Here is a 14,000-nt window from a genome sequence, read left to right on the forward strand (position 1 = left end):
CGCTGTACCCTGATGCTGCTTTTAGTGGGTTCACTACTCCACATGCCCTCAGCACAGGCTACCGATCCGCTCTTAACTTCTTCTCCCGTAGGGGACTCCACGCAGACGCACACCGATAACCAGTCACGCGGTATTCTAGTGGCTGTCGAGCAGGCTACCCTCTCCAGCGAACTGGCCGGTCGTATAGTGGAGATGCCATTGAAAGAGGGCGAAGCGTTCAAAAAAGGGGATATTCTCGTGCGCTTCGATTGCAGTATTTATCAGGCACAGCTTGCCGCATCACAAGCTGCAGCCAGAGCAGCAGAAGCTGAACTCAGACAGAACCAACAGCTGGCGCAACTCAAGTCGGTTGGCAGGCATGCCGTAGCACTCTCTTCCGCCCATTTAGCCCAGGCTCAGGCCGAAAGCCAAGTGTACCAGATTCAGGTGAACCGCTGTCGCATCACTGCACCGTTTGATGGCCAAATAGTGAAACGCCGTGCGCAACCCTTTGAAAGCGTAGCCCAGGGCTCGCCACTGCTGGATATGGTGAACAACCGCCACCTTGAGATCAACTTGCTGGTTTCCTCCCGTCTGTTGTCAATACTTAAACCTGGTTTGACCTTCACCTTTACACCAGATGAAACCGGAAAACCATTACAGGCCAGCATCGCACGACTCGGCGCACGCATTGATGAAAGCAGCCAGACCATCGGGATTATAGGCACACTGAACAATGCTGACCCCAGTCTGATGGCAGGCATGAGTGGCACGGCGCAAATCCTGGAGGCGAAGTGAATACTTCTCCCATATCAACCACAGCCAGTGCGACGGTCTTTGCCCGTTTTCTTGATATTGAGCAGCAGGCCAGAGCTGCGGCTAGCAGTGAAGAGCTGGCCTACTGCATCGTTAATGACAGTCAGCCGCTGTTCGGTTATCGTCATGCCGCACTCGTTATTAACGGTCGGGTGCGCGCGGTAACGGGTGTCACTCAACCCTCCCCCCATGCACCATTTGTGGCGTTTATCGAACGTGCTTGTACCCATTTGCAGGCGATTGACGGTAAACCGCTCAACCAGTGTGGCATCATTGAAGCGGCACGACTCGACGAACAAAGCCGCAGTGACTGGCTGGCCCTCTCCGCCCCTGAAGCCCTGTGGTCACCGCTCAAAGACCGTCAGGGAGAAGGGTTTGGTGGCATCTGGTACGCGCGCGAACAGCCGTGGCAAAACGCTGACCGAGTGCTGGCTGAACAGCTTGCTGGTGCATTCAGCCATGCGTGGCTGGCTCTGGAGCCGCAAACTAACCACTGGCACCGCCGCAAAGGACGCTGGAAGATGGCTATCCCTTTGCTGGTATTGCTCGCCTGCCTGTGTATTCCGGTGCGCCAGTCAGTACTGGCACCTGCTGAAGTAGTCCCTTACCATGGACGCGTTGTCGCGGCACCGCTAGACGGCGTGATCCAGTCCTTTGCCGTGCAACCAAATCAGCGCGTGCAACAGGGTGACCTCTTGGTTCGCTTTGACCAAACCACACTGAAAGCACAGGCCGACGTGGCCGAGCGCACGCTGAATGTTGCCGAAGCGGAGTTTCGCGCCAGCTCGCAGCGTGCTTTCCAAGATGCAGATTCCAAAGCAAAACTCGATTTCCTGGCCGCACAGGTGGCGCAAAAACGGGCCGAGCGCGACTATGCTAACGCCCTGTTCAGTCGCACGGTAATTCGCGCCGACCGCGACGGTATTGCCGTATTTGCCGACGCCGACCGTTGGATTGGCAAACCGGTGCGTACCGGCGAGCGCTTAATGGAACTGGCCGATCCTGCGTTTGCAGCCCTACGCATTGAGCTGGATGTGGGTGATGCCATTAGGCTAAAACAGGATGCGCCCATCACTCTGTTCCTCCATAGCGACCCTCTCACCCCGCATATGGCCAGGCTTGAACGCATAGCCTATGAGTCCGAGCAGACACCTACAGGTAACCTTGCTTATCTGCTTGATGGCCGATTTAACGATTCCCCGCCGCGTATCGGCCTACGCGGAACAGCCAAATTGTCAGGCGAATATGTACCGCTAGCGGTCTATCTCTTCCGTCGCCCGCTCTCCGTGATCCGTCAGGCAATCGGCCTATGAACCTACTGCTACCGGCGCTACGCCTCGACCTCCAATTGGTAGAATCTGCTGCGAGTATTAATGGTGCGCCGCAATGGGTACTGACTGACCCGCTTACCGGCCGCTATTTTTCACTAACGCCGACGGCTCTGCGCCTGCTGCGCCACTGGTCCTTACGCGTGCCACAACAGGTGCTTGCCGCCGCTAACCAAGAGCCGGGCTTACCGCTACAGGTTAAAGAGCTGGAGCAGTTGCTACATTTTTTACGCCAGCACGATCTAGTGACATCGGGCGATGCCGAACAGCGCCAACGTTATCTCCTTAAAGCCCGCGCCATGCACACCAGCCTATGGAAGAAAGTGCTGCACCAATATCTGTTTTTCCGCATCCCGCTCTGGCGGCCTGATCCGCTGCTCAACCGTTGCTGGCCTTGGCTTAAGTGCTACGGAACACCGCTATTGTTGCTGGGATTCCCGCTGATCTTGGTGCTAGGGCTCTATCTGGTCAGCCGTGACTGGGTAAGTTACGCCCACGCGTTCCCACACCTGTTCAGTCTGCAAGGGATAGTGGTATTCGGAATGTCGCTAGTGATCGCCAAATTCATACATGAACTAGGGCACGCCTTTATGGCCAAGCGCGCGGGCTGCCGAGTGCAAAGCATGGGGGTAGCCTTTATCGTACTATTCCCACTGTTCTATACCGACGTGAGTGATGCGTGGAAAGTCAAGAACCGTCGGTCGCGTTTGCTGATTGGCGCAGGTGGTATTCTGGCCGAAATACTGCTGGCAATTCTCGCATTACTGATATGGACACTGCTGCCAGACGGACCTCTGCGTACAGCTGCGTTTATGCTCTCCAGCGCCACCTGGATAACGACATTAGTGGTTAACCTCAACCCGCTGATGCGCTTTGACGGTTACTTCCTACTGAGTGATTTCTGGCGAGTAGAGAACTTACAGGAACGCGCTTACACCCTGTGCCGCTGGCGGCTGCGAGAAATACTGTTTGGTTACGGTCATCCCGCACCGGAAACTTGGTCGCCTACAATGCAGCACAAGCTGTTGATCTGGGGCTACGCCTCATGGATATGGCGCTTTTTCCTGTTTTTCGGCATTGCACTTATGGTGTACCACTTTTTCATTAAGGTGGTTGGTATTATTTTGATGGCAATAGAAATTGGCTGGTTTATTGCTCTTCCGGTGATGAATGAAGCCCGTATCTGGTATTCCATGCGTAAGAATGCTCATCCCGTTAAGCTATTACGTTCAGGCCTGATTCTGGTGGCGATATTGGCGCTGCTACTGTTTCCCTGGCGCAGCAGCATCCGTATTCCTGCAGTGCTGGAAGCTGAAAACGTCAGCTCACTGTATGCCCCTATTCCGGCCCAAGTCAAAGCGCTCTATGTCACTGACGGTCAGCGAGTTCAAGCCGGTGAGAAACTGCTGGATCTCACTTCACCCGATTTAGACTACCGCATCAATATTGAACGTCAGCAAATTGCGATTTTGCAACAACAGCGGCAACGTGAAGCTGGACGTCAGGAAACCGCCAGCGCAACTCAGGTACTCGACCGACAACTGGCGGAATCATTGGCCCGCTATCGAGGATTAGATGCGCAGCGTCAGCGTTTATCTCTCTCCGCGCCGCAAGCAGGCCAGGTAAGAGATGTTGCGCGAGATATGACGCAAGGTCGCTGGCTGACATCGGATATGCCATTGCTCCGTGTGGTCAGGCAGAGCGCCGGGAAAGTACAGGGATATTTACCCGACGATACGCTAAAACGCGCGGAAGTGGGGATGCAAGGCTATTTTATCGCCGATGACCCCGCATATCCTCGTCTTGTCGTACAACTGAAAGACATTGCGCCCACCGGTACAGCCTGGTTACAGCAAGAGATACTGGCATCCGATCGCCACGGTCCAATCGCCGTACGCCGCAATAGGGATCATAACCCTCAACCGGTGCAGGCGCAGTACCGTGTCCGGTTCTCGGTACAGGAAGGGCAATTCTCGCTACCACAACAACCATTGCGGGGCAGCGTAATGCTGGAAGGGGAAACAGAATCCATTGTTGGCGCGGTATGGCGGCGGCTTGCCGCATTGGGTATTCGGGAGAGCGGATTTTAATAACGGTAAAACGCATCGTATGCGTAATTTTGCCAAATCGTTTTTTTCGATGATTCAGCAAAGAATTTTATTATTACCAGCGGAAAATTTCTCCCGCGTCAGCTATGTTTTTATTGTAACTAAAAAACACATCTTGTTCTAATTTTTAATTATTCTCAATTATATGTATTTCTCCCGCATTTTGGCGAGATACCGATAATTAGCCCAATAAATCGCATAGCTAAAGCTTTAGGATAGCAAGGAGAGATATCCATGATGCATGCTAAGAAGGTTCTTACCCAAACAGCAATAACTGTAGCCATGGTTGGCGGTATTTTATGGCCTCAGATTGCCTCAGCCTGTAGTTCAGAAGAATATATTGGATCTATCTGTTATACCGCAGCACAATTTTGTCCCGCCGGTTTTGTGCCAGCGGACGGACGTTCACTGAATATTCAGCAGAATAACGCACTTTATTCCTTATTAAGCACCGTCTACGGTGGCGATGGCAAAACAACGTTTAATGTGCCTGATTTACGCGGCCGTTTTCCTCTTGGTCAAGGTTCTGGTCGTGCCGACTCCAATAATATAGGGGCAAAAGCCGGTATGGCCTCCGTAACACTATCGAACAACCAGATTGCGCCGCATATCCATCCAGCTACCTTTACACCCGGTGGGTCGTCAGTTGATGTCACTGTTCCGGCACAGCCGAGCACCTTAAGTGTGGGAGCCTCACTACCGCTCGTCACGACCGCTAGCGGTACGGCGACGACAACCCCTGTACCGACAGGAACCAATAACTATCTTGGTGCCCTGACGGCCAAAGCGATTAATGGCTTATCAAGTTATAACGTCAGTTTTACCGGATTGTTCTCGCAGACGAAACCGAGCCCGGTAACGGCATCAGCACCTGTCGACACGACCGTGTCTGGCTCGGCGGGAACCGCTGCTTTCACCTTTAAAGTGCCGACCGGCGGGTCTGTTAGCGTGCAGCCTAATCTTCCTGCGGCCGCGCCAGTGGATATTCGGCCGCAGTCACTGACCTTGTTGCCTTGTATTGCTGTTTTGGGGCTCTATCCACCAAGAGATTGAGTCTTATGTCTCTGGCAAGGTTGCCTGGCTTCCTTGCCAGATGATTAGAACCGGCAAAGGCAAACGTCGTATAAACCGGTTAATTAAGTTGAATGTATCTGTCGTTAATTACCGATAAGCGTCGGAGTTTTTTATGCTGTGGCGTCAATTTTTTAAAAAGCAGGCTCAACCAGTCGCTATATCTGAAACGGCTGTACAACCTTTTGTCTGCGGTTATGTGCTGGAAGCCCGTATGCTGTTTGACGGCGCAATTGCAGCCACAGTCGAGCAGACGACAGATACGCACACTACCGAGCCCCAAACGGCCAGCACGACTGCCCACACGACGTCGGCTGAGACGGCATCTCAGTCTGATAGTAGTTGTCATGCGGGCCAGGATGCTGGCAATCAGAGTTCAGCCACCAAGAATACCTCAACTGACAGTCATTCGACTGACAGTAACTCAACGACAAGTACCGCTTCAAATGGCAGCGATGTTGCGGCAGTCGCGGGGGCTACCGTACACAAAGAAGTGGTGTTTATCGATACCTCGGTGGCGGGTTATCAGACGCTGGTTGCCAACGTTCCGGCCGGGATGGAAGTCGTATTACTGGACGGCAGCAAAGATGGTTTGACACAGATGGCCGTATGGGCGCAAACGCACAGCGGCTACGATGCCATTCATGTGCTCAGCCATGGTAGTGAGGGTGCAGCACAACTCGGTACCCTGACGTTAAACAGTGCTACCGCTCAGGCACGGGCCAATAATCTGGCGACGCTCGGTGCGGCATTAAATGCTGATGGCGATCTCCTGCTGTATGGCTGTGATGTAGCGCAGGCATCCGGACAACAGTTTGCTTCTCTGCTGGCGCAGTTGACCTCGGCAGATGTGGCGGCGTCAACCAACCCAACAGGGGCAGCGGCGCTCGGTGGTGATTGGGTAACAGAATTTCATACCGGAGAGATTGGCGTACAGGATTTAGTTATCAGCAGTTATAACAATCTGTTGTCGGTGAATAGCACCTCGGTCACGGTGACCGCGTATTATAATCCGGCAACGGAGCACTATGCTTCGACGCCGGTAGGTAGCAGTGTTGAATTTGATAACAATAGTAATCCGATTGATATCGACCCGACGAATAATACGGTTACGATTACTTACAGCAGTGGCGCATCGCTGGACACCGCGTTTGACCTGGTATTTCAGGGCGGCAGTCTTGACCATTTTACCGGTATTACCAAGACCTTCAGTTCCGGGGACAACGCCAACGATGTGACTGCCACGGTTTCCGGCAAAACCATCCATATTAATGTAGGGGCTGGCGGGTTTACTAATGGGACAATAGTCTTCACGTTCACATCCGTTGATGTATCAACAGATTCCGCGCCCTCTGTTATCGGCAGCGCGACCAATCCTACCTACACGGAAAATGGCTCTGGCATTAACCTGTTTTCAGGCATATCGGCCACAACCAATGACAGCGGGCAAACGTTTAGCGGCGCGGTGTTTACTGTCAGTAATGTGACTGATACCACCGAATACCTGACCATTAACGGCGTGGACATTACCCTCACTAACGGAACTCAACTCTCTCTCGGCAGTGGTTACGGCACCGTCAGCGTCAGCAAGAATGGCAATACGGCAACAGTGACGCTAACAGGTGCTTCCCTCTCGGATGCCAATATGAGCACGCTACTGTCAGGGATAACCTACCGTAACAGCAGTGAAACCCCCACAGAGACATCACGCACGGTGACGTTAAGCCAGCTAACCGACAGCGGCGGCTCGAATAATACGGCATCGCCCAATCTTAGCTGTCAGGTGACGGTTACTGCCGTCAATGATGCGCCAGTCATCAGCAATACCTCGGTCAGTAAAACCGTCAATGAGGATAGCGCCCAGACCTTTAACGCCGCGGACTTTGGTTTCAGCGATGCGGACAGCATCGATACCCTGCAATCCATCACTATCGTCACCGCCCCCGCTGCCGGTGAGCTGTTTATTGATGCCAACAACGACGGTGTTCGCGACAGCGGTGATACGTTACTTGGCAATGGTGCAGTGGTCAGCGCGGCGGATATCAGTAGACTGACCTTCCGCCCGACCGCGAACGCCAACGGTGCCGGTTATGCCGCCTTTACCTGGCAGGTCAGCGATGGTACGGCGTTGTCCGCCAATACCGGGACGATGACACTTAATGTCACACCGGTGAACGATGCGCCAGTCATCAGCAATACCTCGGTCAGTAAAACCGTCAATGAGAATAGCGTCCAGACCTTTAACCCTGCGGACTTTGGTTTCAGCGATGCGGACAGCATCGATACCCTGCAATCCATCACTATCGTCACCGCCCCCGCTGCCGGTGAGCTGTTTATTGATGCCAACAACGACGGTGTTCGCGACAGCGGTGATACGTTACTGGGCAATGGTGCAGTGGTCAGCGCGGCCAATATCAGCAAACTGACCTTCCGCCCGACCGCGAACGCCAACGGTGCCGGTTATGCCGCCTTTACCTGGCAGGTCAGCGATGGTACGGCGTTGTCCGCCAATACCGGGACGATGACACTTAATGTCACACCGGTGAACGATGCGCCAGTCATCAGCAATACCTCGGTCAGTAAAACCGTCAATGAGAATAGCGTCCAGACCTTTAACCCCGCAGACTTTGGTTTTAGCGATGTGGACAGCAGCGATACCCTGCAATCCATCACTATTGTCACCGCACCCACTGCCGGTGAGCTGTTTATTGACGCCAACAACGACGGTGTTCGCGACAGCGGTGATACGTTACTTGGCAATGGTGCAGTGGTCAGCGCGGCGGATATCAGTAGACTGACCTTCCGCCCGACCGCGAACGCCAACGGTGCCGGTTATGCCGCCTTTACCTGGCAGGTCAGCGATGGTACGGCGTTGTCCGCCAATACCGGGACGATGACACTTAATGTCACACCGGTGAACGATGCGCCAGTCATCAGCAATACCTCGGTCAGTAAAACCGTCAATGAGAATAGCGTCCAGACCTTTAACCCTGCGGACTTTGGTTTCAGCGATGCGGACAGCATCGATACCCTGCAATCCATCACTATCGTCACCGCCCCCGCTGCCGGTGAGCTGTTTATTGATGCCAACAACGACGGTGTTCGCGACAGCGGTGATACGTTACTGGGCAATGGTGCAGTGGTCAGCGCGGCCAATATCAGCAAACTGACCTTCCGCCCGACCGCGAACGCCAACGGTGCCGGTTATGCCGCCTTTACCTGGCAGGTCAGCGATGGTACGGCGTTGTCCGCCAATACCGGGACGATGACACTTAATGTCACACCGGTGAACGATGCGCCAGTCATCAGCAATACCTCGGTCAGTAAAACCGTCAATGAGAATAGCGTCCAGACCTTTAACCCTGCGGACTTTGGTTTCAGCGATGCGGACAGCATCGATACCCTGCAATCCATCACTATCGTCACCGCCCCCGCTGCCGGTGAGCTGTTTATTGATGCCAACAACGACGGTGTTCGCGACAGCGGTGATACGTTACTGGGCAATGGTGCAGTGGTCAGCGCGGCCAATATCAGCAAACTGACCTTCCGCCCGACCGCGAACGCCAACGGTGCCGGTTATGCCGCCTTTACCTGGCAGGTCAGCGATGGTACGGCGTTGTCCGCCAATACCGGGACGATGACACTTAATGTCACACCGGTGAACGATGCGCCAGTCATCAGCAATACCTCGGTCAGTAAAACCGTCAATGAGAATAGCGTCCAGACCTTTAACCCCGCAGACTTTGGTTTTAGCGATGTGGACAGCAGCGATACCCTGCAATCCATCACTATTGTCACCGCACCCACTGCCGGTGAGCTGTTTATTGACGCCAACAACGACGGTGTTCGCGACAGCGGTGATACGTTACTTGGCAATGGTGCAGTGGTCAGCGCGGCGGATATCAGCAAACTGACCTTCCGCCCGACCGCGAATGCCAACGGTGCCGGTTATGCCGCCTTTACCTGGCAAGTGAGTGACGGTACGGCATTGTCCGCGAATACCGGGACAATGACTCTCAACGTAACACCGGTGAACGATGCGCCAACATTATCCAGCGGCGATCCGCAATTCCGTATATCAGATGGTACGAACGGATCACGCCCGGTGGACAGCCGAGTACCTACAATCCAGTCCCAAGTGGCTGGCACACCGCCGCTCAATACATGGATTACCTCCTCCTCTCTCGGCAGCTTTAATGCCGGACACACCGCTGGGAGCAGTTCGATAATGGCATCCATCTTCACTGCCACTAGTGATGGAGTCAGCGGGGAAGATGCGACTAAGAGTGACGTAGCTAATATCTTCAGGCACAGCTCATCATTCAGCAGCCATTTTGAGAGTTCACTGGGCTCCTTCCCCAGCTTTAGCAAAGACCCAGCGCAGGGCGGCACCTCGTCACTGGCCAGCGTCTTCTCCGACATTTATTTACCTTCACTGACACCGATGGAAGTGTTTACTGGCGGTAGCTGGAAAGATATCAATCTGCATGCACAGGGAGCGACAGAGCTGGGGCCAGAACAAGCTACTACCGCGTTTACCCCATCGTTCCCCCGGCAATTACAACACATAGGCGAGGCTGAAGGACAACGGCTGTCAGCCATTGCACAGGCTTTGTTCGAGCAAAGTCAGCTGCAGGGCTAATAACTACAAGACTAGATTAAAAGGAATTAATTCTATGGTGACCGTGATGGTAGCAAACCGGTTGTCGGTGGTGACAACGGTGAGCAGCAGCGAAACAATACATAACTGCCGCAAGCTTTTTGCGTTAAGCTTATTGGCCATAGCGCTAAATGGATGTGCTGTAACCAGCAACCCAATAACGCCAAAAGAGAGTGCACAGCGCATCCAGCTGGATCGGGTAGCCATGTTCAGCCAGCAAGAGCCGGTTACTGCGCCGATCACCCTGTATGACGCAATGGCACGCGCGCTGAAATACAACCTCGAATCACGTTTAAAAGTCATGGAAAGCGCTCTGGCCCAACAGCAACTGGATCTCTCACGTTATGACATGCTGCCGAAGCTGGCGGCTTCGGCGGGCTATGTGGGGCGCAACAACGTCAGCGCCTCCAGTAGCCGTAGCGTAGAGACCGGACAAACATCTCTGGAACCGTCCACCTCACAAGATCGTGACCGTAATGTGGCAGACCTGACGATGGTGTGGAACGTGCTCGACTTTGGCGTTAGCTACGTTAGCGCGAAACAGAAATCGGATCAGCGCTGGATTGCCGAAGAACGTAAACGCAAGGTGGTACACACCATTTTGCAGGATGTCCGTTCCGCCTACTGGCGAGCGGTTGCCGCTGAGCGTCTGCTCGGCCAGATCGATACGCTGATTGACCGAGTAAACCAGGCGCGTGAAGCCAGCGAGCAGATGACTGCTCAGCAGGTCGGCGACCAGGTTGAAGCTTTGAGCTATCGTCGGGCGCTGATTGAGGCCACCCGCCAACTGGAAGAACAGCGCCGTGCACTGTCACTGGCAAAAACTGAACTAGCCACGCTGATGAGCCTACCGCTGGACACACAATATAAACTGGCACTACCCACCAGCGGCGACGAGACAGTTCCACTGCTGAATGTAGATCAAAAAATCCTAGAAGAGACTGCGCTGGTCAGCCGCCCGGAACTACGTGAGCAAGATTATCAGGTACGTATTAACGCCGCCGAAACCCGTAAAGCGCTGTTGCGTATGCTGCCGGGTATCGAGATTAGCGCAGGGGGCTACTACGACAGCAACTCATTTTTGGTCAACAACAGTTGGGCCGAGGTGGGAGTGAAAGCTACATGGAACCTATTCAACTTGATTTCTGGCCCAGCAGCGCACAGTACCGCGAAGGCCAACGAACAGGTAGGCGAGTTACAGCGTCAGGCAATATCGCTGGCAATCATGGCGCAACTGTACGTGGCGCGTGCCAACTACAACGAAGCGCTGCGTCAGTATAAAACCAGCACAGAGTTGCGTGATCTGGACGGGCAAATCGTTCAGCAACTACGTAACCGCTACAAGGCGAACAGCATCGGTGAGTTACAATTGATTCAGGGCGAACTAAATGCGCTGAACGCCGATCTGCGCCAAGATCTGGCCTACGCTGAACTGCGTAACACTTACGGACAGATTATCTCCAGCGTGGGCATAGACCTGCTGCCGAAGACATTGCCATCAGACAAACTGACGGATATCAGCAACGCACTGCGTCAGTCGGAAGCCAACTGGCAACAAGGGAAAATCAGCTCGTTGCAATCGTTCTTATAACACGGTCCCAGCGTCTGTGTACGCTGGGACTCATTTATTGCACCGCCATTTATATTCCTCCGGTGAGGAGTGCACCGCTACACAAAAAATCAAAACATATGTTTTAAAGAGATTTAATATAAAAACGATAAACAATGAAAGGATGTGAGACTAACTATTAGCCAGCTTCCTGTTCAACGTATAACGCATTTACCCTGCTGTTTTTGCTTTAAAAGCCCCGTCAGGAATGATCCTGACGGGGCTTTGTTATTTTGCTCGATGGCGCGCTCGATAGCGCCTTCTCTCATATCTCTTACTTTTTTACGCCCTCACATCCTTTCGTCCTCTCACCGCGCGCCAAGCGTTATCTCCCGCATACGAATCACTCTCTCACCCTTACTAAAGATAAGTGTGAGCCGAGCGCCGGAAAGGGGCGTCTGAGACTGGTAGGGTGAGCTATTTCCCGCCGTAGCCGTAACAGGAGAAATAGCTATGGATAAGGCTTTGCCTATCATTATTGATTGCGATCCTGGCCATGACGATGCCATTGCGCTCATTCTTGCGCTAGCCAGCCCGAAGCTGAACGTAATGGCCGTAACCACCAGCGCCGGTAACCAAACCCCCGATAAAACGCTGCGTAATGCCCTGCGCATCCTCACCTTGTTAGGTCGTCACGATATTCCTGTAGCTGGCGGCGCGCCCAAGCCGCTGCTGCGCGAGCTGATCATTGCCGATAACGTTCACGGCGAATCCGGTCTCGACGGCCCTGCCCTACCTGAGCCGGGATTTGCGCCACAAGCCTTAACGGCGGTCGAATTGATGGCTAAGACCCTACGCGCTAGCACCGAGCCGGTAACGCTGGTACCGACCGGCCCGCTCACTAACATTGCACTGCTGCTGAGTGCCCATCCCGAGCTCAAGGCGAAGATTGCACGGATTGTACTGATGGGCGGGAGCGCCGGTCCGGGGAACTGGACACCGGCGGCCGAGTTCAATATTTATGTCGATCCGGAAGCGGCAGAAATGGTATTTGGCGCAGGCGTGCCGATCACCATGTGTGGGCTAGATGTCACACACGCCGCGCAAGTGATGGATGAGGATATCGAACGTATTCGTGCCATCACTAACCCTATCGCCCGCACAGTGGCTGAACTGCTCGACTTTTTCATGATTTATCACCGCGATCCGAAATGGGGCTTTGTCGGTGCGCCGTTACATGACCCGTGTACCATTGTCTGGTTACTGCGTCCTGAGCTGTTTACCGGTATTGAATGCCACGTAAGCGTCGAGACGCAGGGCCAATACACTGTCGGTATGACGGTGGTGGATAGATACCGCCTAAGCCCGCACGAGCCTAATGCTACGGTTTTGTTGGGTGTTGAGCGCCAAGGTTTTATCGATCTGTTGGTCGAACAGCTACAGGCTTACAGTGAGCAATAACGAGTGGAGGAGATGTGAAGGCAAGTCGACTAAGTAAAAAGAAAATGCACCGCGGATAAAAGCAAAAAGCCCAGCTGATTAAATCAACTGGGCTATCAATTTGGCGGTGAGGGAGGGATTCGAACCCTCGATACGTTGCCGTATACACACTTTCCAGGCGTGCTCCTTCAGCCTCTCGGACACCTCACCAAATTTTGTGCCGTTGCGATTACGTTTGCTCATCAGCAGCGGACGCAGCGAAATATACGGAAAAGTGTGGAGTGGGTCAACATGAAATACAGCAACTTCCCTCTGACTGCTGTAAAAAAAGGCAACATGCTGAAATTAGAGACAAAAAAGCATAAAAAGATAGATTTCCCCCCTGTTATGTCATCTGTACTGGCAGAATAGCGCTGCAATTCAATCATGCTCTATGCCATCATTTTATTTTTGGTACCGGTGGTTCGGTGCCTCTCGTTAGGACATATTATGACGACTTCGATGATCCCTTCAGATCCGGTGAAATTCAGTTTTTATACCCGTTTTCGTGACGACATTTTAGCCGGCCGCAAAACCATCACTATCCGCGATGCGCAAGAAGCAAGCACTCTACAGGTCGGCCAACTGTTGGAGGTCTATACCAATCCAGAGGACGAATGGTTTTGCCGCTTGCAGATCACCTCGATTGAGCCCGTTACACTGGCACAGCTCAATGCTGAGCACGCGCGTCAGGAAAATATGTCACTCAGTGAGCTACAGCAAGTGATCCGAGATATCTACCCTCATGAACCACAATTGTTCGTGCTGCATTTTGTACTGTGCTAGTACGAACTCATAATAGCGCTGTTATGCATTGGCTGATATGTAGTGGATATGTACTGACTGATAGTGCAATGATGATTTAACCTACACTTGAGCGCGATTTACCCTTACAGATACAGCATGTGGGCATCGCGCATAGTGAGTTAAGCGGTAGAGCGGAATTAAAGGCGGCAGGATCAATAGGATGCCGCCTTTATGACTTTTACAATACAATTGCAGTGTTCGGG

At 53.2% G+C, this 14,000-nt stretch carries 8 protein-coding genes and 1 tRNA gene; 8 read left to right on the plus strand and 1 reads right to left on the minus strand.

The window, feature by feature from the left end; all coding sequences use genetic code 11:
- The first annotated feature begins 12 nt into the window (after positions 1-12).
- The 7 genes from LQ901_RS08660 to rihA all read left to right on the plus strand — a co-directional run bounded on the left by LQ901_RS08660 (position 13) and on the right by rihA (position 12,972).
- Entirely contained in the window at positions 13-777 is a 765-nt protein-coding gene (locus LQ901_RS08660) for an efflux RND transporter periplasmic adaptor subunit (RefSeq protein WP_052242310.1), read from the plus strand.
- Positions 774-2,108: an HlyD family efflux transporter periplasmic adaptor subunit gene (locus LQ901_RS08665; protein ID WP_233672155.1), complete on the plus strand. Its 1,335-nt coding sequence runs from the start codon at positions 774-776 to the stop codon at positions 2,106-2,108. Before LQ901_RS08660 ends, LQ901_RS08665 begins: the two co-directional genes overlap by 4 nt.
- Positions 2,105-4,213, plus strand: a complete 2,109-nt coding sequence (locus tag LQ901_RS08670; protein ID WP_152137160.1) for an HlyD family efflux transporter periplasmic adaptor subunit — start codon at positions 2,105-2,107, stop codon at positions 4,211-4,213. The genes LQ901_RS08665 and LQ901_RS08670 overlap by 4 nt, the downstream gene beginning before the upstream one ends.
- A gap of 252 nt (positions 4,214-4,465) precedes the next feature.
- Positions 4,466-5,284 (plus strand): phage tail protein, encoded by an 819-nt coding sequence (locus LQ901_RS08675; protein WP_064977466.1) that lies wholly within the window; start codon positions 4,466-4,468, stop codon positions 5,282-5,284.
- A 133-nt stretch (positions 5,285-5,417) separates the two neighbouring features.
- Positions 5,418-9,944: a DUF4347 domain-containing protein gene (locus tag LQ901_RS08680; protein ID WP_233672156.1), complete on the plus strand. Its 4,527-nt coding sequence runs from the start codon at positions 5,418-5,420 to the stop codon at positions 9,942-9,944.
- A 34-nt stretch (positions 9,945-9,978) separates the two neighbouring features.
- A complete protein-coding gene (locus LQ901_RS08685) occupies positions 9,979-11,553 on the plus strand; it encodes a TolC family protein (RefSeq protein ID WP_230405918.1) in 1,575 nt (524 codons plus the stop codon).
- A 471-nt stretch (positions 11,554-12,024) separates the two neighbouring features.
- Complete coding sequence (gene rihA / locus LQ901_RS08690; protein WP_152135969.1) at positions 12,025-12,972, plus strand: pyrimidine-specific ribonucleoside hydrolase RihA; 948 nt, start codon at positions 12,025-12,027, stop codon at positions 12,970-12,972.
- Positions 12,973-13,073: 101 nt separating this feature from the next.
- Here the strand turns inward: rihA and LQ901_RS08695 are convergent.
- Positions 13,074-13,161 (minus strand) — tRNA-Ser (locus LQ901_RS08695).
- A 279-nt stretch (positions 13,162-13,440) separates the two neighbouring features.
- Here LQ901_RS08695 and yqfB point away from each other — a divergent pair.
- Complete coding sequence (yqfB, locus tag LQ901_RS08700; RefSeq protein ID WP_064977463.1) at positions 13,441-13,776, plus strand: N(4)-acetylcytidine aminohydrolase; 336 nt, start codon at positions 13,441-13,443, stop codon at positions 13,774-13,776.
- The last annotated feature ends 224 nt before the right edge of the window (positions 13,777-14,000 follow it).

This window comes from Plesiomonas sp. PI-19 (assembly GCF_021368255.1).
GTDB classification, from domain to species: domain Bacteria; phylum Pseudomonadota; class Gammaproteobacteria; order Enterobacterales; family CAMTGL01; genus Plesiomonas; species Plesiomonas shigelloides.

Excerpts from the sequence above, each read along its gene's own strand:
- LQ901_RS08670 (WP_152137160.1), top strand. The coding sequence starts at position 2,105 with ATGAACCTACTGCTACCGGCGCTACGCCTCGACCTCCAATTGGTAGAA.
- yqfB (WP_064977463.1), top strand. The coding sequence starts at position 13,441 with ATGACGACTTCGATGATCCCTTCAGATCCGGTGAAATTCAGTTTTTAT.
- LQ901_RS08675 (WP_064977466.1), top strand. The coding sequence starts at position 4,466 with ATGATGCATGCTAAGAAGGTTCTTACCCAAACAGCAATAACTGTAGCC.
- rihA (WP_152135969.1), top strand. The coding sequence starts at position 12,025 with ATGGATAAGGCTTTGCCTATCATTATTGATTGCGATCCTGGCCATGAC.
- LQ901_RS08685 (WP_230405918.1), top strand. The coding sequence starts at position 9,979 with ATGGTGACCGTGATGGTAGCAAACCGGTTGTCGGTGGTGACAACGGTG.
- LQ901_RS08660 (WP_052242310.1), top strand. The coding sequence starts at position 13 with ATGCTGCTTTTAGTGGGTTCACTACTCCACATGCCCTCAGCACAGGCT.
- LQ901_RS08680 (WP_233672156.1), top strand. The coding sequence starts at position 5,418 with ATGCTGTGGCGTCAATTTTTTAAAAAGCAGGCTCAACCAGTCGCTATA.